Source organism: Streptomyces umbrinus (assembly GCF_030817415.1).
GTDB classification, from domain to species: Bacteria; Actinomycetota; Actinomycetes; order Streptomycetales; family Streptomycetaceae; genus Streptomyces; species Streptomyces umbrinus_A.
Genome location: NZ_JAUSZI010000002.1, coordinates 1,155,148 through 1,177,135 on the forward strand (window position 1 = coordinate 1,155,148; position 21,988 = coordinate 1,177,135).

General features: G+C 71.0%; 18 protein-coding genes. 6 read left to right on the forward strand and 12 right to left on the reverse strand.

Annotated elements, in window-relative coordinates:
* Positions 1-99: 99 nt before the first annotated feature.
* Positions 100-573, reverse strand: a complete 474-nt coding sequence (locus tag QF035_RS05900) for a DUF5990 family protein (protein WP_307518742.1) — start codon at positions 571-573, stop codon at positions 100-102.
* Between the two features lie 217 nt (positions 574-790).
* On the opposite strand from QF035_RS05900, the gene QF035_RS05905 reads away from it, so the two are divergent.
* Complete coding sequence (locus QF035_RS05905) at positions 791-1,207, forward strand: hypothetical protein (protein ID WP_307518743.1); 417 nt, start codon at positions 791-793, stop codon at positions 1,205-1,207.
* Between the two features lie 66 nt (positions 1,208-1,273).
* On the opposite strand, the gene QF035_RS05910 is transcribed toward QF035_RS05905, so the two are convergent.
* The 3 genes from QF035_RS05910 to QF035_RS05920 form a co-directional block, all read right to left on the reverse strand.
* On the reverse strand, positions 1,274-2,716 hold the full coding sequence (locus QF035_RS05910; protein WP_307530905.1) for an NAD-dependent succinate-semialdehyde dehydrogenase: 1,443 nt from the start codon (positions 2,714-2,716) through the stop codon (positions 1,274-1,276).
* A gap of 5 nt (positions 2,717-2,721) precedes the next feature.
* Positions 2,722-5,580, reverse strand: a complete 2,859-nt coding sequence (locus QF035_RS05915) for an FAD-binding and (Fe-S)-binding domain-containing protein (RefSeq protein WP_307530907.1) — start codon at positions 5,578-5,580, stop codon at positions 2,722-2,724.
* A gap of 122 nt (positions 5,581-5,702) precedes the next feature.
* Positions 5,703-6,962: an aspartate aminotransferase family protein gene (locus QF035_RS05920; protein WP_307518745.1), complete on the reverse strand. Its 1,260-nt coding sequence runs from the start codon at positions 6,960-6,962 to the stop codon at positions 5,703-5,705.
* A 248-nt stretch (positions 6,963-7,210) separates the two neighbouring features.
* Here QF035_RS05920 and QF035_RS05925 point away from each other — a divergent pair, with 248 nt between their 5' ends.
* A complete protein-coding gene (locus QF035_RS05925) occupies positions 7,211-8,863 on the forward strand; it encodes a PucR family transcriptional regulator (RefSeq protein ID WP_373466604.1) in 1,653 nt (550 codons plus the stop codon).
* A gap of 7 nt (positions 8,864-8,870) precedes the next feature.
* On the opposite strand, the gene QF035_RS05930 is transcribed toward QF035_RS05925, so the two are convergent.
* From QF035_RS05930 to QF035_RS05945, 4 genes are read right to left on the reverse strand one after another with little or no spacing between them, the layout of a single operon-like run.
* Positions 8,871-10,013 (reverse strand): XdhC family protein, encoded by a 1,143-nt coding sequence (locus tag QF035_RS05930; protein WP_307518747.1) that lies wholly within the window; start codon positions 10,011-10,013, stop codon positions 8,871-8,873.
* The gene (locus QF035_RS05935; protein ID WP_307518748.1) at positions 10,006-12,135 is read right to left on the reverse strand and encodes a xanthine dehydrogenase family protein molybdopterin-binding subunit; all 2,130 of its coding nucleotides are present in this window, start codon (positions 12,133-12,135) and stop codon (positions 10,006-10,008) included. The genes QF035_RS05930 and QF035_RS05935 overlap by 8 nt, the downstream gene beginning before the upstream one ends.
* Entirely contained in the window at positions 12,132-13,124 is a 993-nt protein-coding gene (locus QF035_RS05940; protein WP_307518750.1) for an FAD binding domain-containing protein, read from the reverse strand. Before QF035_RS05940 ends, QF035_RS05935 begins: the two co-directional genes overlap by 4 nt.
* A complete protein-coding gene (locus QF035_RS05945) occupies positions 13,121-13,708 on the reverse strand; it encodes a (2Fe-2S)-binding protein (RefSeq protein WP_307518752.1) in 588 nt (195 codons plus the stop codon). Before QF035_RS05945 ends, QF035_RS05940 begins: the two co-directional genes overlap by 4 nt.
* Before the next feature lie 223 nt (positions 13,709-13,931).
* Here QF035_RS05945 and QF035_RS05950 point away from each other — a divergent pair, with 223 nt between their 5' ends.
* Together QF035_RS05950 and QF035_RS05955 are read left to right on the forward strand one after the other, a co-directional pair.
* Positions 13,932-14,543: a TetR/AcrR family transcriptional regulator gene (locus QF035_RS05950; RefSeq protein WP_307518754.1), complete on the forward strand. Its 612-nt coding sequence runs from the start codon at positions 13,932-13,934 to the stop codon at positions 14,541-14,543.
* A gap of 128 nt (positions 14,544-14,671) precedes the next feature.
* The gene (locus QF035_RS05955) at positions 14,672-16,117 is read left to right on the forward strand and encodes a glyceraldehyde-3-phosphate dehydrogenase (RefSeq protein ID WP_307518756.1); all 1,446 of its coding nucleotides are present in this window, start codon (positions 14,672-14,674) and stop codon (positions 16,115-16,117) included.
* Here QF035_RS05955 and QF035_RS05960 read toward each other — a convergent pair.
* Positions 16,096-16,590: a DUF6010 family protein gene (locus QF035_RS05960; protein ID WP_307518757.1), complete on the reverse strand. Its 495-nt coding sequence runs from the start codon at positions 16,588-16,590 to the stop codon at positions 16,096-16,098. The two genes, QF035_RS05955 and QF035_RS05960, sit on opposite strands and share 22 nt — an antisense overlap.
* Before the next feature lie 270 nt (positions 16,591-16,860).
* Between QF035_RS05960 and QF035_RS05965 the strand changes: the two genes are divergently transcribed.
* Positions 16,861-17,355 carry a lamin tail domain-containing protein gene (locus QF035_RS05965; RefSeq protein ID WP_307518759.1) on the forward strand — a complete coding sequence of 165 codons (495 nt, stop codon included), beginning with the start codon at positions 16,861-16,863 and terminating at the stop codon, positions 17,353-17,355.
* Between the two features lie 63 nt (positions 17,356-17,418).
* Here the strand turns inward: QF035_RS05965 and QF035_RS05970 are convergent, their stop codons facing one another.
* Positions 17,419-18,300 (reverse strand): NmrA family NAD(P)-binding protein, encoded by an 882-nt coding sequence (locus QF035_RS05970; RefSeq protein WP_307518760.1) that lies wholly within the window; start codon positions 18,298-18,300, stop codon positions 17,419-17,421.
* The gene (locus QF035_RS05975) at positions 18,297-18,725 is read right to left on the reverse strand and encodes a nuclear transport factor 2 family protein (protein WP_307518761.1); all 429 of its coding nucleotides are present in this window, start codon (positions 18,723-18,725) and stop codon (positions 18,297-18,299) included. The genes QF035_RS05970 and QF035_RS05975 overlap by 4 nt, the downstream gene beginning before the upstream one ends.
* 89 nt (positions 18,726-18,814) lie before the next feature.
* On the opposite strand from QF035_RS05975, the gene QF035_RS05980 reads away from it, so the two are divergent.
* Positions 18,815-19,414, forward strand: a complete 600-nt coding sequence (locus QF035_RS05980) for a TetR/AcrR family transcriptional regulator (RefSeq protein WP_307518762.1) — start codon at positions 18,815-18,817, stop codon at positions 19,412-19,414.
* 115 nt (positions 19,415-19,529) lie between these two features.
* Here QF035_RS05980 and QF035_RS05985 read toward each other — a convergent pair whose 3' ends face one another.
* The gene (locus QF035_RS05985; protein WP_373466927.1) at positions 19,530-21,563 is read right to left on the reverse strand and encodes a DUF1996 domain-containing protein; all 2,034 of its coding nucleotides are present in this window, start codon (positions 21,561-21,563) and stop codon (positions 19,530-19,532) included.
* Between the last annotated feature and the right edge of the window lie 425 nt (positions 21,564-21,988).

A 21,988-nucleotide genomic window follows, 5' to 3' on the forward strand; every position in this document is an offset into this window, starting at 1 on the left:
CTCCAGTGATTGACGAGGCCCCTGTGGGCCCCTGCACCCCATCGACGAACGGCGCCGTGCCGAATCGACACCTCGCCAGGATCTCTTGTCCAAAGGAGGTCAGGCTCCCTCGGCGGGTTCAGCGGTCCAGGTGATGTGAGGGGGTTCGACGCGGGCGCACAGGGGGCCGCCCTGTTCGTCGGTCAGGCCGAGGCGGGCCACCAGCAGGCCGTCGCGGGCGGCCGCGGCGAGTACCTCTTCGGGGACGACGTCGAGCATCAGCTTGGCGCGGCGGAACATGCTGAAGACGCCGGACTCGTCGACCGTGCCCCAGGACAGGTAGATGAACCGGCGGCCCAGCCGGTCCTGCACGTAGGGGCCTTTGACCTCGGTGCCGGTCGGTGAGGTGACCGCGGTGCACTCCAGGGTCCAGGTCGCGGACCTGGCGTCGCCCGGGTGCGGTTCGAGGAGTTCGGCCGGACGGTCACGGCGTTGGACGGCGACATGGATGTTGTCGTACGCCAGGACCTTGCCGTCGGCGGGGGCGGAGGCGGTACGGCCGGGCAGGTCGACGGCGTCGATTCGGATGCGCATACCTGCCATCATCGCGTTGCCGTCCAGGGCCGGATCAGCCCCTCCGTCGTTTGAGGAGTGGGGGTTCGGGGGCCGGCCCCCGAAAAGGGATGGGAACGGGTAGGGGCGGAGGGGGCGAAAGATGTGCGTTGAAAACCGCCGGCTGGTGGCGCACTCTTGGCGAACTGCCTCGACCGGCAGGCACAGAAGCTGGGCAGGCACAGAACGGGGAGGCGGAATGCGGCAGCCGGAGGACAGGCTCCTGGCGGAAGCCCTCGGCAGCATCAATCCCGGTGGGAAGTTCGCCTCCCGGTTCCTGAGGAACGACGTCGGCGAGTTCGACCGTGAGCTGCCGCTGGATTTCGACACCGCCCTCGAACGCGTCCGCACCCTGCTCTTCGGCATGTCCCACGGTGCGCATCCGGTGGTTCTCGAAGCGACGACGGACCGGGTGACCCTGCGGGTGCTCACCGGCGGCGGAGCCCTCGCCATGAACCCGGTGGTGATCACCGTGGACGTGACTCGTGGGAGCGGGTGGGCCACCCCGATCCATGTACGGGCCGTCGCGAAGGAAGGCCTGATCAAACAGCGGGCAGGCCGGAAGACGGCCGAGCGCGTCGTGGCGCTGCTGGACGGAACCGAACCGGGCGGCTGAGCCGTACGCACCGGTGCGCGCCCGGGCCGCAGCGGCGGGCCGGGCGCGAGGTGGGCGCGCGGCCGGTCACTTCACCGGCATCGCCAGGTACTGGTACTCCAGGAACTCGTCGATCCCGACCCGGCCGCCTTCCCTGCCCAGCCCCGACTGCTTGATGCCGCCGAAGGGCGCTGCCGGGTTGGACACGAGCCCCGTGTTGAGGCCGACCATGCCGACCTCCAGGCGCTCGCTGACCCGCAGCGACCGGTCAAGGCCCGCGGTGAAGACGTAGCCGACGAGCCCCCACGGGGTGTCGTTCGCCACGCGGATCACCTCGTCCTCGTCGTCGAAGGTGAGGATCGCCGCCACTGGCCCGAAGATCTCCGTGTCCATCAGCCGGCTGGCCGGGTCCACACCCGCCAGTACGGTCGGCGGGTAGAAGCGGCCGGGCCCGTCCGGAGTGGCGCCGCCGACCAGCACCCGGGCGCCTCGTCCGACGGCGTCGGCGACCAGTTCCTCGACCTTGGCGCGGCCCGCGTCGTCGATCAACGGGCCCACGTCCACGCCGTCGTGGGTGCCGGGGCCCACGACGAGCGCCCCCATGCGTTCGGCGAGCCGCACCGCGAACTCGTCCGCCACGGAGCTGTGCACGAAGAAGCGGTTGGCCGCCGTGCACGCCTCGCCCATGTTGCGCATCTTGGCGATCATCGCGCCGTCCACGGCGGCGTCGAGGTCGGCGTCGTCGAAGACGATGAACGGTGCGTTGCCGCCCAGCTCCATCGAGGCGCGTACGACGGTGTCCGCGCACTGGGCGAGCAGGATCCGCCCGACCTGCGTGGAGCCGGTGAAGGACAGCTTTCGGATGCGACCGCCCCTCAGGAGCGGCTCGACGACCTTGTCGGCCCGTGAGGTGGTGACGACGTTCAGCACGCCGTCCGGCAGACCCGCCTCCCGGAGGATCCCGGCCAGCGCGAGGCTGGTCAGCGGGGTCTGCGGGGCGGGCTTGAACACCATCGTGCAGCCCGCCGCGATCGCGGGCCCGATCTTGCGGGTGCCCATGGCCAGCGGGAAGTTCCACGGGGTGATCAGCAGACAGGGACCGACGGGGCGGCGCGTCAGCAGCATGCGGTTGCGGCCGTCGGGCAGCACGCCGTAGCCGCCGCCGTCGATGCGGACCGCCTCCTCGGAGAACCAGCGGAAGAACTCGGCCGCGTACGCCACTTCACCGCGGGCCTCGGCCAGCGGCTTGCCCATCTCGGAGGTCATCAGCAGGGCGAGCTCGTCGGTGCGGGAGAGGATGATCTCGTAGGCGCGGCGAAGGATCTCGCTGCGTGCGCGGGGCGCCGTACGGGCCCAGTCCTCCTGCGCCGCGACGGCGGCCTCCTCGGCGAGCCGGGCGTCCTCGGGCCCGGCGTCGGCGACCTGGCAGAGGATCTCGCCAGTCGCCGGGTCGTCCACGGGCATCGTGGCGCCGGCTTCGGCGTCCAGCCACTTGCCGCCGATGAACAGCTGCTTGGGTACGTCGTTCAGGATGCTCATGGTGTGTCTCCAGGCTGGTCGGCACGGGCGGGGGCGGCGGGGTCGAGCAGTTCCGCGAGATGTACCGCACGGGTTCCCCGGCCGCCCGCGAGCTGGTCGAGGTGGTCGATCTGGGTGGCGCAGCTGAAGCCGTCGGCCACCACGGTCGGTCTGCCGCCGGCCGCGGCCGCGTCGAGGTGCGGTCGGAGCGACAGGTCGGCGACGGCCATCGAGGTGCCGTAGTGCTGTTCCTCGAAGCCGAAGTTCCCGGCGAGGCCGCAGCAGCCCTCCGCCTCGGTCACCTCGGGTACCCCGAGGCGGGTCAGCAGATCGCGGGGGCGGCGGCTGCCGAAGGTCGCGTACTCGTGGCAGTGGGTCTGCAGCAGCACCGATTCCGGCAGCGGTGGCGGGCTCCAGTCGGGTGCGGCGAGGTCGGTCAACGCGCCGGTCAGGGTGTGGACACGTGCCGCGACACGCCGCGCGGCCTCGGTGCCGAGCAGCTCGGGCACGTCGCGTTTGAGCGCGGCGGCGCAGCTGGGCTCGGCCACGACGATCGGCAGTTCGCTGCCGGGCCCGCCGTCGAGCCGCGCCACGGTACGGGCCATGACCCGCCGCGCCACGGACAGTTGACCGGTGCTGACCCAGGTCAGCCCGCAGCACAGGCCGTCCCGCGCGGCGCTGGGTATCCCTGCGTCGGCGAGCACGCGTGCGGTGGCTCCGGCCACCTGGGGTCGGAAGGCGCGCGTGAAGCTGTCGACGAAGAGCAGTGCGGTCGGCTCGTCGGTGGCGGACGTGCGCAGGGCGGACCGCAGCGAGCGCCGGGAGGCGAAGGCGGGGATCGTACGTTTTCTGGTGACGCCGCCCGCACGCGCGAGCAGCCTGCCGACGGGCCCGCGGAGCAGCGCGTTCAGCGGTCTCGCCACCCGGGCGGCCAGGGCCGAGGTGAATGGCAGCCACCCCAGTGAGTAGTGGGAGCGGGGCCGGATCCGCCCCCGGTAGTGCTGGTGCAGGAACTCCGCCTTGTACGTGGCCATGTCGACGCCCACCGGGCAGTCGGTGGAGCACGCCTTGCAGGACAGACAGAGGTCGAGGGCGTCGCGGACGTCCGTCGAACGCCAGCCGTCGTGGACCGTCTCGCCGCGCAGCATCTCCTGGAGGGCTCGTGCCCGGCCCCGGGTGGAGTCGTTCTCGTCTCCGGTGGCGCGGTAGCTGGGGCACATCACGCCGCCCGCCGACGCGTCGGAGCGACAGCGGCCGATGCCGACACAGCGGCGGGCGGCACCCGCGAAGCCGTTCTCGTCGTGCGGGAAGGTGAAGAGCGTCGGGCGGCCGTCCGGTACCGGAGGGCCGTGCAGGGCCAGGTCGGCGTCGAGCGCGGCCGGTGCCACGATGACACCCGGGTTCAGCAGGCCTTCCGGGTCGAAGGCGCGCTTGAAGGCGGCGAACGCCCGGATCATCCGGTCGCTGTACATGACCTCCAGCAGCTCACCGCGCGCCCGGCCGTCGCCGTGTTCGCCCGAGAGCGTGCCACCGTGCCGGACCACCAGGGCGGCCGCCTCCTGGAGGAAGCGGCGGGCGGCGGCCCGGCCGGCGTCCGTGGCGAAGTCGAAGTCGACGCGGACATGGACGCAGCCCGCGCCGAAGTGCCCGTACAGCACGCCGGTCAGCTCGTGCGCGGCCAGCAGCGCGCGGAAGTCCCGCAGGTAGTCGGCCAGGTCCTCCGGGGCGACGGCCGCGTCCTCCCAGCCGGGCCAGGACTCCCCGCCGTCCAGCAGGCGGGCGGCCAGACCGGCGCCGTCCTCTCGGACCCGCCACAGGGACCGCCGCTCCCCGGGGCTCGCCACCAGCCGCCCGTCGGCCATCCGCCCGCGCGCCTTGAGGGTGTCGAGGAGTTCGGCCGCGCGGGCGGTGACCAACTCCTCCTCGTCGCCGTCGAGTTCGACGTACAGCCAGGCCCGTCCGCCGGGCAGCCCGGTGACGGAGTCCGTTCCCCGGCGGGCGCGCATGGTCGCGACGATGGCCTCGTCCATGCCCTCCACGGCGGTGGGCGACCAGCGCAGGATCTCCGGTACGTCTTCGGCCGCGTCCACGACGTCGTCGTAGCCGAGGGCCAGCAGAGCAGAGGCGGGAGCGGTCGCCACCAGGCGGACGGTCGCGGCGACGACGACCGCACAGGTGCCCTCGGTGCCGACCAGTGCGCGGGCCATGTCGAAGCCGTGCTCGGGCAGCAGGTGCTGGAGCTGGTAGCCGGAGACCTGGCGCGGGATCCGGCCGAGTTCGGTGCGGATGAGCGCCAACTGGTCCGCGACCAACTGCCTTACCTCGTCCGCGAGTTCGGCGACGCGCTCGACGGACGCGGTGTCCGCGGGATCGGCCGCGCGCAGCCCGCCGTGGTCGGCGATCGCGTGGACGCCGTCGGCGGTGACGATCTCCAGCGACTCGATGTGGCGGCCGGTCCGCCCGTGGCGTACGGACCGGTTGCCGCAGGCGTCGTTGCCGATCATCCCGCCGAGCGTGCACCGGCTGTGCGAGGACGGGTCGGGGCCGAAGGTGAGCCCGTGCTTCCCCGCGGCGGTCCGCAGTTCGTCGAGCACCACTCCGGCCTCGACCTTGGCGATACCGGCCGCGGTATCGATGTCCAGCACGCGGTTCATGTGGCGGGAGAAGTCCAGGACGACGCCCGGGCCGATCGCGTTGCCCGCCATGCTGGTGCCGCCACCGCGTGCCGTGACGGGGATGCCCAGTTCCCGGCAGGCGTTCAGTACGGCTGCGACGTCGGCGGCGGAGCGGGGGAAGGCCACGGCCCGTGGCGGCACCCGGTAGTTGGAGGCGTCGTACGCGTAGGCGGCGGTCCGGCCGCCCGTGTCGACCCGCATCCCCGGGGCGGTCCCGGCGAGCAGCCGCGACAGCGCCTCGGTGCCGTCGTCCGCCGACGCGCCGGGCCCACGAGGCGGCAGCGGCGCCGCCTCGTGGCCCGTGAGAGAGTCCGGACCAGCGCTCACGGCGCCGAGGTTCCGGTTTCCACGGCGGCGGACCAGGCCCGCAGCCCCTCGTCGATCGCCGTCTCGTCGACGACGAGCGCCGGGATCATCCGTACGACCTGGTTCCAGGCTCCGCACAACAGCAGGAGCAACCCCTCGTCCACCGCGGCCCGTTGCACACGTGCGGCCGTCGCGGAGTCGGGCTGCCCGTCCTCGGTGACGAACTCGGTGCCGAGCATCAGGCCGAGCCCTCGTACGTCCCCGATGCCGGGGGTGTTCGCGGCGACCGTCTCGAGACCGGCCCGCAGCCGGTCTCCCATCGCCTCGGCGTTCTCGACGAGCTTCTCGTCGCGTACGACGTCGAGGGTGGCGCAGGCCGCGGCGCAGGCGACGGCGTTGGCGCCGTAGGTGCCGCCCTGCGAGCCCGGCCAGGCCTTCTGCATCAGTTCCTCGGAGGCGGCGATGCCCGACAGCGGGAAGCCGCTGGCCAGCCCCTTGGCGGTGACCAGGATGTCCGGGGTGACGCCGAAGTGGTCGTGGCCCCAGAACCGGCCGGTGCGGCCCACTCCTGTCTGCACCTCGTCCAGGATCAGCAGGAAGCCGTGGCGGTCGGCCCGCTCGCGCAGTCCTTCGAGGAAGGCCCGGTTCGCGGGCACGTACCCGCCCTCGCCGAGGACCGGCTCGACGATGACGGCGGCCGTGTCGTCGGGCGAGGAGATCGTCTGGAGCGTGTAGTCGAGCTCCTGGAGGGCGAAGCGGGTGGCGGTCTCCTCGTCCCAGCCGTACCGGAAGGTCGTCGGGAAGGGGGTGACGACCACCCCGCTCATCAGCGGTGAGAAGCCGGAGCGGAAGCGGGTGCCGGAGGTGGTCATGGAGGCCGCGGCGACGGTCCGGCCGTGGAAGCCTCCGTGGCAGACCAGGACGTTCGGCCGGCCGGTGGCCTGCCGGGCCAGACGCAGCGCGGCCTCCACGGCCTCACTGCCGGAGTTCATGAAGAAGAGACTGTCCAGCCCCGCCGGCAGCACCTCGCCCAGCCTGTCGACCAACTTCCGCAGCGGCTGGTGCATGACCGTCGTGTACTGGCCGTGGATCAGCGTGCCGACCTGCTCCTGGGCGGCGGCCACAACCCTGGGGTGACAGTGGCCGGTGCTCGTGACGCCGATGCCGGCGGTGAAGTCGAGATAGCGGCGGCCGTCCTCCCCGTACAGGTGGACGCCCTCGCCCCGGACCGCCACCACGGGCGTGGCCTGGCGAAGGTGCGGCGACAGTGTGGTCATGTTCGTCTCCCGGCGCTGTGTCGGATGTCGCTCGGTCGTTTCTCGCGTTTCTCGCTCGGCGTCTTCAGCATTTCCAGGGAGCCGGACCGCCACAACGTCTGATCTGTCCGCTCCGGGCACGGCATTTGGACGATGTGTCAACCTCACGGGGCCGGGCACGTCGTCAACGACCGGGTCAACGGCCGTCGGACCGGCCTTGCGCAGGTGGCGGGTGCTTGTCAGAGTGGCCGGGCACGTATGGAGGCACCGTGAGTGAGGAACACCTGACCGCCGGACCGCGGCGCGTGAGCGAGCCGGAGGCCGTGACGGGCCGCCCCCTCACCGTGGGCGACGTGCTGGGTCTTCCCGTGCTGGCCGCGGGGCAGCCCCGGGTCGTCGCCGGCGAGTCCGGTCTCGACCGGCGGGTCCAGTGGGTGCACATCACCGAGCTCACGGATCCCGCTTCGTTCCTGAAGGGCGGGGAGCTCGTCCTCACCACCGGTATGCCGCTGCCGGAGCAGCCCGCCGAGGTGCGGCGGTACGTGGACGAACTCGCCGACATCGGAGCGGCGGCCCTGGTGATCGAACTGGTCCGCCGGTACCACCGCCCGCCCGAGGCGCTGGTGCACGCCTGCCGCAGCCGCGGTCTGCCGCTCGTCACCCTGTCCAAGGACGTCAACTTCCTTGAAGTCACCCAGGTCGTCCACGCGCTCATCGTCGGCAACCAGATGCACGCGATGCGCAGGACCCAGCAGATCCACGAGGCGTTCACCGCGCTGACGCTGCGCGGCGCCTCCCCCGAGGAGGTGGTCCGGGCGGCGGCGGAGACGAGCGGCCACACCGTCGTGCTGGAGAACCTGGTCCACCACGCGGTGATCTGCGAACCTTCGGGCCATTCCGTCGAGGAGGCGCTCACCGGGTGGGAGCGGCGTTCCCGGGCGACACCTAGCCGCGACCACACGGAGGTGCTCGGTCCTGAGGACTGGCTCGTGGCACCGGTGGAGTACCGGGGCGAACCGTGGGGCCGCGTCATCATGCTCCCCGCCCCGACCCGTACCCCCCGTACCCCGTCGTTCGGCCCCGAGGACGTGGCCGTGCTGGAACGGACGGCGATGACCCTGACCATCGCCCGTCTCATCCACGCCACGACCTGGGAGCGGAGCGCGCACCGCAACACGCTGCGGGACATCGCCGAGCAGCGCCACCGCTCCCCCGACGAGGCCCGGGCGCGCGCCGCCGCGCTGGGCCTGCCCACCGAGGAGTGCCGTTTCCTCGCCGTCCTGGTCGACACCCGTACGCACCCGGGCGGCGAGGAGCTGGAGACCCGGCTGGCCGAGGACCTGCGGACGGTGACCGTGCCCGCCCTCGTGGGCGAGCTGGCCCCCGGACGCGTGGGCGTGCTGCTGTCCCTGCGCCCCTCCGGGTCCTGGCGGCCCACGGTCGAACAGCTCGGCCGCACCGCGCTGAACCTGGACTCGGGGGCCGTCGTGAGCGTCGGTTCCGAGGTCACCGACCTCTCCCGCGCGGCCCGTTCCTTCCGCGAGGCGACACGAGTCGCGGAGGCGACCCTGCCGCACTCCTCGGACAAGCCCTTCCACGAGCTGTCCGACATCGGTCTGCGGCACCTCCTGTACGCGCTGCGCCAGGACCCACGTGTGCAGAGTTTCGCCGAGCGGCAGCTCGCCCAGCTCATCGACCACGACAGCCGGCACGGCACCAGCCTGCTGACGACGCTGCGCCACTACCTGGACGCCGCCGGCAACAAGACCACCGCCGCACGCCGGGGCGAGCTGTCCCGGCAGACGCTCTACCAACGGCTGCACACCATCGAGCGGATGCTCGACCTGGACCTCGAATCCGGCGAGCGCCGGACCGAACTGCACGTGGCTCTCATCGCGCTCGACGTGTCCCGGCTGGGCTGACGCCGCTTCAGGCGGCCACCGCGGCGCCCCGCTCTCCTCCCTCTCGGTGGATCGGCGCGTCCGAGCCGGTCAGCGGGACGCCCGTGCCGCCCCGCCGGGCCGCGACGATCTCCGCCGCGATGGACAGGGCCGTCTCCTCGGGCGTACGGGCGCCGAGGTCGAGCCCGATCGGCGAGCTGAGCCGGGCCAACTCCCCTTCCGTCAGGCCCACTTCACGCAGTCGGCGTTCACGGTCGTTGTGCGTGCGCCGCGATCCCATCGCGCCGACGAACGCGACCGGCGTTCGCAGGGCCTCCGTCAGCAGGGGCACGTCGAACTTGGCGTCGTGGGTGAGTACGCACAGGACCGTGCGGGAGTCGGTCGTGGTGCGCCGCAGGTAGCGGTGCGGCCAGTCGACGACGATGTCGTCGGCGTCCGGGAAGCGGGCCCGGGTGGCGAAGACGGGTCGGGCGTCGCAGACCGTCACGTGGTAGCCGAGGAACTTGCCGACCCGGACCAGCGCGGACGCGAAGTCGATCGCCCCGAAGACGATCATGCGGGGCGGCGGGACGCTCGACTCGACGAGCAGCGTGACACCGCCGGGGCAGTGCGATCCGTCCGCTGCCAGCTCGATCGTTCCGGTGCTGCCGTTGTCCAGCATGGCCCGGGCCTGCGCCGCCGCCGTCCGGTCCAGCTCGGGGTGACCGCCGAGCCCACCCTCGTACGACCCGTCGGGCCGTACGAGCAGGGCCTGGCCCAGGAGTTCGGCCGGGCCCCGGGCGACCCGGGCGAGGGCGGTCGGCTCGCCCTGGGCCGAGGCCGACAGCGCCGACCGGAACACCGTCCGGGCGGGCGCTGTCGCGCGCACCGGCGTGACCAGGATGTCGATGATCCCGCCGCAGGTCAGGCCGACCGCGAAGGCGTCCTCGTCGCTGTAGCCGAACCGTTCCAGGACGGTCCCGCCGTCTGCCAGCGCCTGTTGGCAGAGGTCGTACACCGCCCCTTCCACGCAGCCGCCGGACACCGAGCCGATGACCGTTCCGTCGCTGTCGACCGCGAGGGCGGCGCCGGGGCCGCGCGGGGCGCTGCCGCCGACGGCCACGACGGTGGCGACGGCGAAGTCCCGGCCCTCCTCCGCCCAGCCGTGCAACTCCTCGCTGATGTCAAGCATCCTCGCCTGCCATGAGGACGCGGTCGGGACGGATGGGCAGGTTCCGGTGGCGTACGCCGGTCGCGTGCCAGACCGCGTTGGCGATGGCGGCGGCCGCGCCCACGATGCCGACCTCGCCGATGCCCTTGATCCCGACGGGGTCGTCCGGGTCGGGGTCGTCCACCCAGTCCGCCTCGATGTGCGGTACGTCGGCGTGCGCGGCGACGTGGTAGCCGGCGAGGTCGGCGCCGTAGTGGCCGCCGGTGCGGTGGTCGCGTACCGCCTCCTCGTGCAGGGCCATCGAGATGCCCCAGGTCATTCCGCCGACGAACTGGTTGCGGGCGGTGAGGGGGTTGACGATCCGGCCCGCCGCGAAGACGCCGAGCATGCGGCGCACCCGTACCTCGCCGGTGGTGACGTCCACGGCCACCTCGGCGAACTGGGCTCCGAAGGAGTGGCGTTCCTTCGGAGCGAGGGCGCCGATGGCCTCGGTCGTGTTCGAGCGCGCCGTGATCCCCTCCGGCGGAATGCCGTCGCTCAGGGCGATCCGCTCGCGCAGATCGCCGGCCGCGGCCGTGAGCGCCCAGGCCCAGGAGCGGGTGCCCATCGAGCCGCCCGCGATCATCGCCGGTCCGAGGTCGCTGTCGCCGAGGCGCACGCGGATGTGGTCCGGTGCCACCTCCAGCGCGTCGGCCGCGATCAGGGTGAGCGCGGTCCGCGCCCCGGTGCCGATGTCCGCCGCGTTGATCCGCACGGTGAAGGTTCCGTCCGCCTCCGCCGTGATGGCCGCCGTGGACGGGGCGGCACCGGCCGGGAAGGACGCGGCCGCCGTGCCGGTGCCGAGCAGCCAGCGTCCGTCGCGCCGCAGTCCGGGACGCGGGTCGCGGTCCGCCCAGCCGAACCTGCCCGCCCCCTTGCGGAAGCAGGCGACGAGGTTGCGGCCGCTGAACGGCAGCCCGGACACGGGGCCAACCTCGGGTTCGTTGCGTACGCGCAGTTCGATCGGGTCGAGGCCGCACTTCTCGGCGAGTTCGTCGAGCGCCGACTCGATGGCGAACGACCCCGGTGCCTCGCCCGGCCCGCGCATCCAGGTCGGCGTCGGCACGTCGAGCCGTACGACCCGGTTGGCCGTGTGGTGGGCATCGGCGTCGTACATCACCCGTGCCACGCCGGCGCTGGGCTCGATGAACTCGTGCACGGTCGAGGTGAGGCTCAGCGAGCTGTGGTCCAGCGCGCGCAACCGCCCGTCGGCGTCGGCGCCGAGCCTGACCTGCTGGGTGGTGGGGCTGCGGTAGCCGGCCAGCGAGAACATCTGACGGCGGGTCATGACGACCCGGACCGGGCGCTGCAGGACGGTCGCGGCCATCACCGCGGCCACCTGGTGCGGGCGGACGCCCTTGCTGCCGAAGCCGCCGCCGACGTGCTCGGACCGCACCCACACCGAGGCCGGGTCGAGCGAGAACAGGTTCGCCAGTTCGCCCGCGACCCAGGTCGTGCCCTGATTGGAGTCGACGACTTCGAGCCGGCCGCCGTCCCAGCGTGCCGTCGCCGCGTGGGGCTCCATCGAGTTGTGGTGTTCCTCCGGGGTGGTGTACCGCTCGTCCACCACGACGGCGGACGCGGCGAGTTCGGCCTCCAGGTCGCCCTTCGCCGTCACGCCCGGCATGTGGCCCTCCGCCGCGTACGCGTCCGGGTGTCCCGCGTAGAAGTCGACGTCGTGCGGTTCTTCCTCGTACTGCACCACGAGAGCTTCGGCGGCTTCCCGTGCCTGTTCGGAGGTCTCTGCGACGACCAGGGCGACGGGCCAGCCCATGTGCGGCACCCGGTCGTGCTGGAAGACGGCCACGGTCGGGTCCGGCGCGGACCCGAGCAGCCCCGGGTAGTCGGTCTCGACCCGTGGGGCGTTCTCGTGGTGCAGGACGGAGAGCACGCCCGGCATACCGAGAACGAGCGCGGTGTCCACCGAGCGGACGCGGCCCCGGGCGACGGTCGACAACACCAGCCAGCCGTGGGCGAGTTCGGCGAAGGGGATCTCTCCGGCGTAGCGGGCCGCTCCGGTGACCTTGTCGCGGCCCTCGACGCGGGTGTGCGCGGTGCCGACGGCTCCCTTGACCGCCCTGGTGCCGGTCGTGACGGTGGTCATCGGGTGGCCTCCTCGGCGAGTCGGGTCAGCTCGGCCACCACGAGGTTGCGCATCAGGGTCACCTTGTATCCGTTGTGCGGCAGCGGCCGGGCGGCCGCGAGTTCGGCGTCCGCGGCGGCGGCGAACGTCTCGGCGTCGGCCGGTGCCCCGGCCAGCACCCGTTCGGCCGCGCGGGCCCGCCACGGCCGGGACGCGACCGCTCCGAAGGCGAGACGCACATCGCGTACGACGCCGTCCTGGACGTCGAGCGCGGCGGCGATCGAGCCGATCGCGAAGGCGTACGAGGCCCGCTCGCGCACCTTGCGGTAGCGGGAGTTGGCTGCGACCGGGGCGGGCGGCAGCGTGACATGGGTGATCAGCGCGCCCGGCGGCAGATCCGTCTCGCGGTGCGGAGTGTCCCCCACTGGCAGGTAGAGCCAGCTGAGCGGCACTTCCCCCGGTCCGTCGGCCGTTTCGTACGACACGACGGCGTCGAACGCGGTCAGCGCCACGCCCATGTCGGAGGGGTGGGTGGCCACGCAGCGGTCGGAGGCACCGAGAATCGCGTGGTTGTGGTGCTCGCCCGAGATGGCGGGGCAACCACTGCCCGGGACGCGCTTGTTGCAGGGCTTGGTCACGTCGGCGAAGTAGCCGCAGCGGGTGCGCTGGAGCAGGTTCCCGCCGACGGTGGCCATATTGCGCAGCTGCCCTGAGGCGCCGGCCAGCACCGCCTGTGTCAACGCCGGGTAGCGGCGCCGGACTTCGGGGTGCGCGGCGAGGTCGCTGTTGGTGACGGTCGCTCCGATGCGCAGGCTGCCGTCTCGCATCGACTCGACGGTGTCCAGCGGAAGTTCGCGGACGTCGACGAGTCGGGCGGGCCGCTCGACACCGGTCTTCATCAGGTCGACGAGGTTGGTGCCGCCGCCCAGGAAACGGGCGTCGGGGTCGGCGTCGAGCAGCGCGACCGCGCCGGAGACGTCGAACACCCGCTGGTATCCGAACTCCCTCATGCCGCCGCCTCCTCGGTCTGCGGGAGGTCCGCGGACGTCACGGCCTGCGTCTCGGCGGCCCCACGGGCGACGGCCTCGACGATCGACACGTACGCGCCGCAGCGGCACAGGTTGCCGCTCATCCGCTCGCGGATCTCGTCGGCGCTCAGCGGTGGTGGTCCGGCTTCGGGCCGGACGTCGTCGGTGACGGCACTCGGCCAGCCGGCCGCGTGCTCCTCGATCACCGCGATCGCCGAACAGATCTGGCCGGGCGTGCAGTAGCCGCACTGGTAGCCGTCGAGGTCGAGGAACGCCTGCTGCACCGGGTGGAGTTGGTCGCCGGCGGCCATGCCTTCGATGGTGGTGATCTCACGCCCCTCGGCCGCCACGGCGAGCTGCAGACAGGACACGGCCCGGCGGCCGTCGAGCAGAACGGTGCAGGCACCGCACTGCCCCTGGTCGCAGCCCTTCTTCGTACCTGTCATGTCGAGGCGCTCACGCAGGGCGTCGAGCAGGGTGGTGCGGTGGTCGACGGAGAGCGTGTGTTTCTCGCCGTTGATGTTCAGACTTATGGCGCTGTGCGTCGGGGGGGTGGCTGGGGCCATGATCAGCCTTCTTTCGCGTTCCCGGAGTGCGTCCGGGGGACGGTCCGGCGGGCACAAGAGTCAGAGAGGGAATGCTGGTGACAACGGTCACGGGCGTCCACGCCGGCCGTGCCCACCGCTAGAATGGACGCAACCGGACAGTTGTCCGCTCACAGGAAACGTAACGGACAGTTGTCCGGTTGAGCAAGGTCGGGATTCGGACACGGACCCGCGAGGAGGACGAGTGCAGCCGAAGAAGGACGCACCCCAGCGCTCGGACGCACAGCGGAACCGCGAACGCATCCTGAAAGTGGCCCTGGTCGAGCTGACGAACTCCGCGGACACCCCGCTCAGCGTGATCGCCAAGAAAGCGGGCGTCGGACAGGGCACGCTCTACCGGAACTTCCCCAATCGGGAGACCCTCGTCCTTGAGATCTACCGCCACGAGATGCAGCAGGTCGCCGACAGCGCGGCCCAGCTGCTCGAGACGCGGGAACCCGAGCAGGCACTGCGTGAGTGGATGGACCGGCTCGCCCAGTTCGGCATGGCCAAGGCCGGTCTCGCGAACGCGATCCAGCAGGCGACGAGCGGTCCGGGGAACCTGGCGAAGCCGGGGCACGCCCCGGTGTCCGAGGCGGCCGAACTCCTCCTCCGCGCCAACGACGAGGCCGGCACCATCCGCCCAGGGGTCACCGCGGACGACTTCATCCTCGCCATCGGCGGCCTCTGGCTGATCGACCCCGCCGGCGACTGGCGGCCCCGCGCCACCCGGCTCCTGGACCTGATCATGGACGGGCTGCGCGTGGGAGCGCCGCGGCCAGGCACCTCCGGACCTGCCGCACCCGGACGACGCTGAGCGAGGCCGTTCGGCCACCGCGAGCGAGCGCGCCACCCGCTGGACCGACGCCACTGGCGATGCCGCTGACATGATCAAAAAGGCGACGGTTTAGCATATGAGCGCCGCCTAGCTCGAAAGATAAACCTGTGACTGTCAATGACGACTCGTTCACCAACTGGAAGACCCGCGAGGAGATCGCGGAGTCGATGATCCCGCTCATCGGGAAGCTGCATCGGGAGCGGGACGTCACGATCCTGCTGCACAGCCGCTCCCTGGTGAACAAGTCGGTGGTCAGCATCCTCAAGACCCACCGATTCGCCCGGCAGATAGCCGGCGAGGAGCTCTCGGTCACCGAGACGCTGCCGTTCCTGGAGACCCTCACCGAGCTCGACCTCGGGCCTTCGCAGATCGACCTCGGCATGCTCGCCGCGACGTACAAGGCCGACGACCGCGGTCTGTCGGTGCGCGAGTTCACCGCGGAGTCCGTCGCCGGCGCCACGGGCGCCAACAAGATCGATCGTCGTGAGCCGCGCGACGTCGTCCTCTACGGCTTCGGCCGTATCGGCCGCCTCGTCGCCCGCCTGCTCATCGAGAAGACCGGCTCCGGCAACGGTCTGCGGCTGCGCGCCGTCGTGGTCCGCCGGGGTGGCGAGCAGGACATCGTGAAGCGCGCCTCGCTGCTGCGCCGCGACTCCATCCACGGCCAGTTCCAGGGCACGATCACCGTCGACGAGGCGAACAGCACGATCATCGCCAACGGCAACGAGATCAAGGTGATCTACGCGAGCGACCCGTCGGAGGTCGACTACACGGCGTACGGCGTCAGGGACGCCATCCTCATCGACAACACCGGCAAGTGGCGCGACCGCGAGGGCCTGTCGGGGCACCTGCGCCCGGGTATCGACAAGGTCGTCCTGACCGCGCCCGGCAAGGGCGATGTCCCGAACATCGTGCACGGCGTCAACCACGACACGATCAAGCCGGACGAGCAGATCCTGTCCTGCGCGTCCTGCACCACCAACGCGATCGTGCCGCCGCTGAAGGCGATGGCGGACGAGTACGGCGTCGTGCGCGGCCACGTGGAGACGGTCCACTCGTTCACCAACGACCAGAACCTGCTGGACAACTACCACAAGGCCGACCGCCGCGGCCGTTCCGCGCCGCTCAACATGGTCATCACCGAGACGGGTGCCGCCTCCGCCGTCGCCAAGGCGCTGCCCGACCTCAAGGCGCCGATCACGGGCAGCTCGATCCGCGTGCCCGTGCCGGACGTCTCGATCGCGATCCTCAGCCTGCGGCTCGGGCGCGAGACCACCCGCGACGAGGTCCTCGACTACCTCCGCAATGTGTCGCTGACCTCGCCGCTCAAGCGCCAGATCGACTTCACCAGCGCCCCGGACGCGGTCTCCAACGACTTCATCGGCTCGCGTCACGCGTCGATCGTCGACGCCGGCGCCACCAAGGTCGACGGCGACAACGCGATCCTCTACCTCTGGTACGACAACGAGTTCGGCTACTCGTGCCAGGTCATCCGGGTCGTCCAGCACGTTTCCGGGGTGGAGTACCCGACCTACCCGGCCCCGGCGGTCTGATCCCTCGGCACCGCCCGTCCCGGCCGCCCCGCCTCAGCGTGCGGGTCGGCCGGGACGTTCGCGTCGTGGTCCCGGGACTTCCCGGACCGCACCTTGCGCAGCAGCTCACGCGGCGACAGGCCTCCCATGAAGCACCACACCGCGATGACCGGGTCGCAGATCGCGCAGCCCAGCGACGAGTCGTGGGCGAAGGGGATGATGGGGTTCCCCTTGACGTGGTGCACGACGTCCCACGCGGTGTGCAGCAGCCAGCCGATACCGATGAAGGTCCACGAGTCCAGGCCGCGGTACGCGACATAGGCCATGACCGCCGTGAACGCGAGCTCCCAGCCACCCATTCCGCCGCCGCTGAGGTACGCTGCGCCCGCCCCCGCGACCATGACGGCGTTGAAGCGCCGCCGGTGCGGTTCCCGGATGAGGGACATCAGCAGCGCGTAGAGGACGCCGATGACGATCGGCAGGAAGTACTGCATGCCTGTGCTCTTTCCTGGAGTGTGAACGTGCCGCCGGACTCAGGCGGGAACGGCTCACCACGCTAGGAGCGCGGGCATTCACCCCACAGGGGTATTACCGACAGGTTTCAACGGATTTCCGCCCTCGGCGGGGGCGCCCAGCACACCCCCGACCATTCGCACCGCTATCACGTTTTCATGACGGAAAACGCAATAACCCCCAACCCGACACACTTCGTTCACGGCATGGCTAGGCTCCAGTGCCTCATAGCGATCTGGAGGGGGATTCCCATGCGAAAGCACCCTGTCATAGCCGTGTCCTTCACAGCCGGCGCTCTGGCGGTTCTCGTTGCCGCCCCGGCCCAGGCGGCCGAGTACACATCGGCGTTGAAGGTCCGGGGCGTCCAGTACGACGCGCCCGGCAGCGACTCCAACAGATGCACCACCGGCAATACACACCTGGAATACCTGACCATCAAGAACTACTCGTCCTCGGCGACCGTGAATCTCAAGGGCTATGTCGTCAAGGACAAGGCCGGCAACCGCTTCGACTTCACCGCGAACCACTACCTCCAGCCCGGGGACTATGTGAAGTTGCGCGGCGGCAACGGCAACGACTCCGATGCCAACAACGTCGTCTACCGCGACAACTGCAACTTCATGTGGAACAACGACGCCGACACCATCTACCTCTACAAGCCGGCCGGGAGCCGTGCGGACGTGCACAGCTACACGAAGAGGAACAACGACCGGGACGGCAACGGGTACATCGGCTACCACGGCTGACAGCACGCGGTTCGTCGGGCGCCGGGCCGACCCGGTGTCCGGCGAACAGGCGCTTGCCGTCCTCTACGAGGAGACCGGATCGCTCAACTCACGTTCGGCAACGGCACGGAAGCCGTTCGGCGGACGGCCGGTGAGGAGTCGGACGGTGCCGGTGGTGCGGTCCTCGGCTCCGCCTGCGATGGCGCGGTCCATGTCGGCCAGCATGGTGGCGAACTCCAGCGGTATGAACGCCGCCAGGCGATCACGCAGTTGCTCATGAGCAAGCCGGTGGTGGACCACGATTCGACCGGTGACCTCCGTGACGATCGCGGCGATGTCGTCGTAACTGAGCGCCTCCGGACCGGTCAGGACCAGTTCGGCGTTGGGGGCGCGGTCGTCGGTGAGGGCACGCACGGCGACGGCGGCGATGTCGTCGGCGTCGACGAAGCCGACACGACCGGTGCCGGCCGCGGTCAGGATGGTGCCGTCCGCACGGATGCTGTCGGCATGGGCGTGCGCGCCGGTGAAGTTCTGCATGAACCACGAGGGCCGCAGCACCGCCCACTCGTCGAACAGGCCGGGCAGCGCCTGGTGCACCATCCCCACCGCCGGGCCACCCTCGGGTATGGCCGAGGAGCTGAGGAGCACCGCGCGCCGCACCCCGGCGGCGCGGGCCTGCCGCAGGAAGGGCAGCATGACCGAGGCCGGGTCGGAGTCGCCCAGGGGCGGGATGAGGTAGACGCGGTCGACTCCGTCGAGGGCGTCGGCGTGGGTCTCGGGGTCGCCCCAGTCGAAGCGGACCGGTTCGGCGCCCGGCACCGGGGTCGCGCGACGGCCGGCGGCCTTGACGCGATGGCCGGCAGCGATCAACTGCGCGGCGGTACGGCTGCCCGTGGTGCCGCTGGCACCGATGACCAGAGTCGTGCCGGTGACGCTCGCGGGCAGAGCGGCGCCGGTGATGCTCATCGGGTACCGCTCGCGGTGAAGTCGACGCCGGGTTCCTGAACGACGAGCGGGTTCCAGTAGTCGCGGTAGGAGGAGATGAGGCCGTCCCGGACGGTCACGACGGCAATGTAGGTCATGTCGTAGGGACTGTCGGTCTCGACGAGGCGGCCCACAGCGCGCATCTCCACCACAATGACGTCCGACTCGGTGGTCAGGTGAATCCGCACGTCGGGGAAGTCGTGCAGGTCGATGTGGTCGGGATAGTGGCGCATGTAGGCGGCGATGGCCTCCTTGCCCTCCAGCCGCCCGGGCCAGCCCTGGGGCGCGAAGGGGAATTCAATGACACCGTCCTCGGCCCACAGGTCGACCCAGGCGGGGATGTTCTTGTCCAGGAGCAGCTGCAGGCTGTGGCGGTACAGATCCGCCGGTGAGGTGTTCGCGGGCATGCGTTTCTCCGTCCAGTACGATACGGACCACCGGTCCGTTTCAATGGACGATACGGACCCGGGGTCCGCTTTGCAAATGGAGGAGCAGCATGACCGAGCGCAGACCACGCAAGGACGCGGCCCGTAACCGGGCTGCCGTACTCGCGGCCGCCGACACGCTCTTCACCAAGTGCGAGAGCCCGGACGAGGTCACCATGGCCGACATCGCGACGGCGGCAGGCGTCGGCAAGGGGACGCTCTTCCGGGCCTTCGGCGACCGCACCGGACTGATCCGGGCGCTGTACGCGACGCGACTCGAACCGGTCAGGAGTGCCGTCGAGGAGGGCCCGCCGCCACTGGGGCCGGACACTCCGCCGCTTCAGCGCGTACCCGCCCTGCTCGACGCCCTCCTGTCCTTCAAGCTCGACAACCGCCATCTCGCCCTGGCCCTGGAGGCGACCGGCAGCGACAGCCCCTACCAGGCGGAGCACTACGAGCGTTGGCACAGCCTGCTCCGGTCCGCACTGGAGCAGATTCCCGGCCTCACCAACAGCGACTTCACCGCGCACGCGCTGCTCGCCGCCGTCCGGGCCGACCTCGTCGAGCACCTGGCCGGTCCGAAAGGCGTGCCCCGGGAAGACATGCGGAAGCAGTTGGCGAGCTTCATCGCCGAGGTTCTCGGCACGGGGCCGGACGAGGCGCCGCGGTAGACGGTCGCGCACACAAGTGAGGAGCCGACCGGGTTTCCCCGGTCGGCTCCTCGATGCCGCTACTGCGAAACGGCGTTACCTCGTTGTGGCGCTACCTCATCGTGGCGCCTCCGCGTCACGTCTGCCTGCTGTTGATACGGCGGAGCAGTACGAAGCCCGCGAGCAGGAGCAGCGCTCCGGCCGCGGCCGGCCACAACTGCGTCCCGGTGTCGGCGAGTCCGCCCGAGGTCGCCTGCGGTTCGAGCACCGAGGCGCCCGACGGTTCGGGGCCCGGCACGGCGCCGCCGAGGTCGTTGTCGTCGCCACCCGTCGCCGCGGCCTCGTCGCTCTGGACGGCCGACGGGGACGATTCGGCCTTCGGCACCGCTTCACCGTTGCCCTTGTCCTCGCCGTCGGCGGGGTTGGGGGCCTGGGTGCTGTCGGTGGAGGGCTTCTTCGTGTTCTCGGCGCCGTTGTCGGCGGGCTCCTCGTCCTGGTTGTTCCCACCGGACGGGGCGGTGGCCGTGGGCGACGGGGTGTTCTCGCCACCGTTGCCGTTGCCGTTGTCCGCGGGGTCGTCGTCCCCGTTGTTCCCGCCGGGCGGGTTCTCGGGCGTCGGCGACGGAGAGTTGCCCGGCTCCTCGCCCCCGCCGCCGCCACCCGCACCGTCGGCGGCGTCGCACTTCCGGCCTCCGTTGATGCAGTCCACCATCTCCCCCATCAGGTCCTCGTCGAAGACGTTGATGAAGTCGCCGTGGTCGGTGACCGGCTTGTGCAGCTGCTCCGGGAAGGAGTCGACCGCGAACAGCGGAGTTGTGCGGCCGCCGTCGTTCAGGCTGGGCGCGTCGATGTCGTAGACGATCCGCTGGACGAGCTGCGGGATGGCCTTGAAGCCGTTCCCGCAGACGCCGTTGGCGTCGGCGAAGGCCACGTGGGTGCGGTGGTTGGCGCTGTCGATGTTGTTGCCGTCCCAGCAGCTCTGGAACTTGAAGGTGCGGACCACGTCACTGCCCTGCGGGCAGAGCGGGTACTTGTCCTTCAGCTGCCGGTCCTCGAACCCGGTGCAGCTCCATGAGGCGTTGGCGTTGGCGGTGCCGTTGACGAACGCCTTGGCGTCACCGGTGATGATGCGCAGCAGCTTCGGCATCTCGGTGACCTTGCTCTGCGGGTTGCCCACGAAGGTCATGGTCACCTGCTTGGGCGTGACGATCTCACCGGCGTTGCCCTCGATGCCGCCGCCGGGAGAACCCGCGTCCTGCTCCTGGGCGCCGTTCTGCAGACGGATCACGGGCCAGAAGTACGAGGACTTGTCGCCCTTGTTCTCGCAGGACGTGTCGCCGTTGGCCAGGTCCTGGTCGCTCGCGAAGGCGTTGTTGTCCTGGTTGCCGACGTAGTCGTGGAAGTGGTGGGCGCCGTTGGTGACACCGGGGGCCACGATCACGTTGTCGGAGTTGAACAGGCCGTTCTCGTTCACACCGCAGGCGGTGCTGAAGGTGCCGCGCGAGGCGTTGCCCTGCTTGCGCGGGCTCTGCACGTTGGGCTGGACCGACTTGATGTCCACGAAGTCGGCGGCCACAGGGCCGTTGCCGGCCTGGCCGCCGTTGCCGCCCTGCTGATCGCCCTGCTCGTCGCCCTGGCCCTGGCCGTTGTCCTGGTTCTGGCCGTCGTCCTGGCCTTCGCCCTGGTTCTGACCGTCCTGGGCCTGACCGTCCTGCTGCTGGTCTTCGCCGCCCTGGTCGCCGTTCTGTCCGTCGCCGCCCTGCTCGCCCTGGTTGCCCGAGGCGCGAAGTATGCAGGCCGCGAAGGGCTCGAGACCCTGCGGACGATCCCCCACCCGGTCGACGGCTATCGCGATCCGCTCGATGGTCGCGGCTCGCTTCTCCTTCAGCGGGTTCATGATCGAGTTCTCGGCGAAGGCACCGTCCTGCTGGATGGCCTGCGTCGACTGCTGCAACCGCTGGTAGGCCTCGGCGATCTGCTTGTCGAGGAGGGCGAGTTCCTTGTCGACCTCGGCCTTCGCCTCGTCCGGCACCGCCGTCAGCTGACCGCCCACGTCCGGGCAGTCGATCGTGGCGGCTCCCGAGGCCAGTACCTGACCGGCCTGGCTCTGACCGCTCTCGGAGGCCGTCGCGTAGACGTTCGCCGCTACCAGCCCACCTCCACCCAGCATCAGCGCGACCGCCCCAATGGTCGCGCGTCGTGCGCCTGTTGGGCGTCTGCGCGTGTTGCGTCCCAAGGATCTACTCCTACGCTTCTGTTGCCGGAGCCGGCATGGCAATCCCCCGCCCTATACGGAGGGGAGGCCCCGAGTGTTCAAACGTCCCGCGGATTCATAGAAACCTCTCATGAACCAGCCCACCCGAGGGCGCCATACGGCTTCTTGCTCCTCGTCCGCGTACGCCCTCCTCGTCCGGCAGGTGTACACGGCCGGACAATGTGACGGAGAGATACGGGCGCCTCCGAAGTGACGAGGACCTTACCCCAGGGAGCGGCGGCGAGCGCGCGTCACGTCTGCGCCGTCTCCATCGCCACGCGGCGGGCACCGACCCGCAAACGCCTTGCGGCGCCCGGCAGACAGGCCTGCCGGGCGCCGCG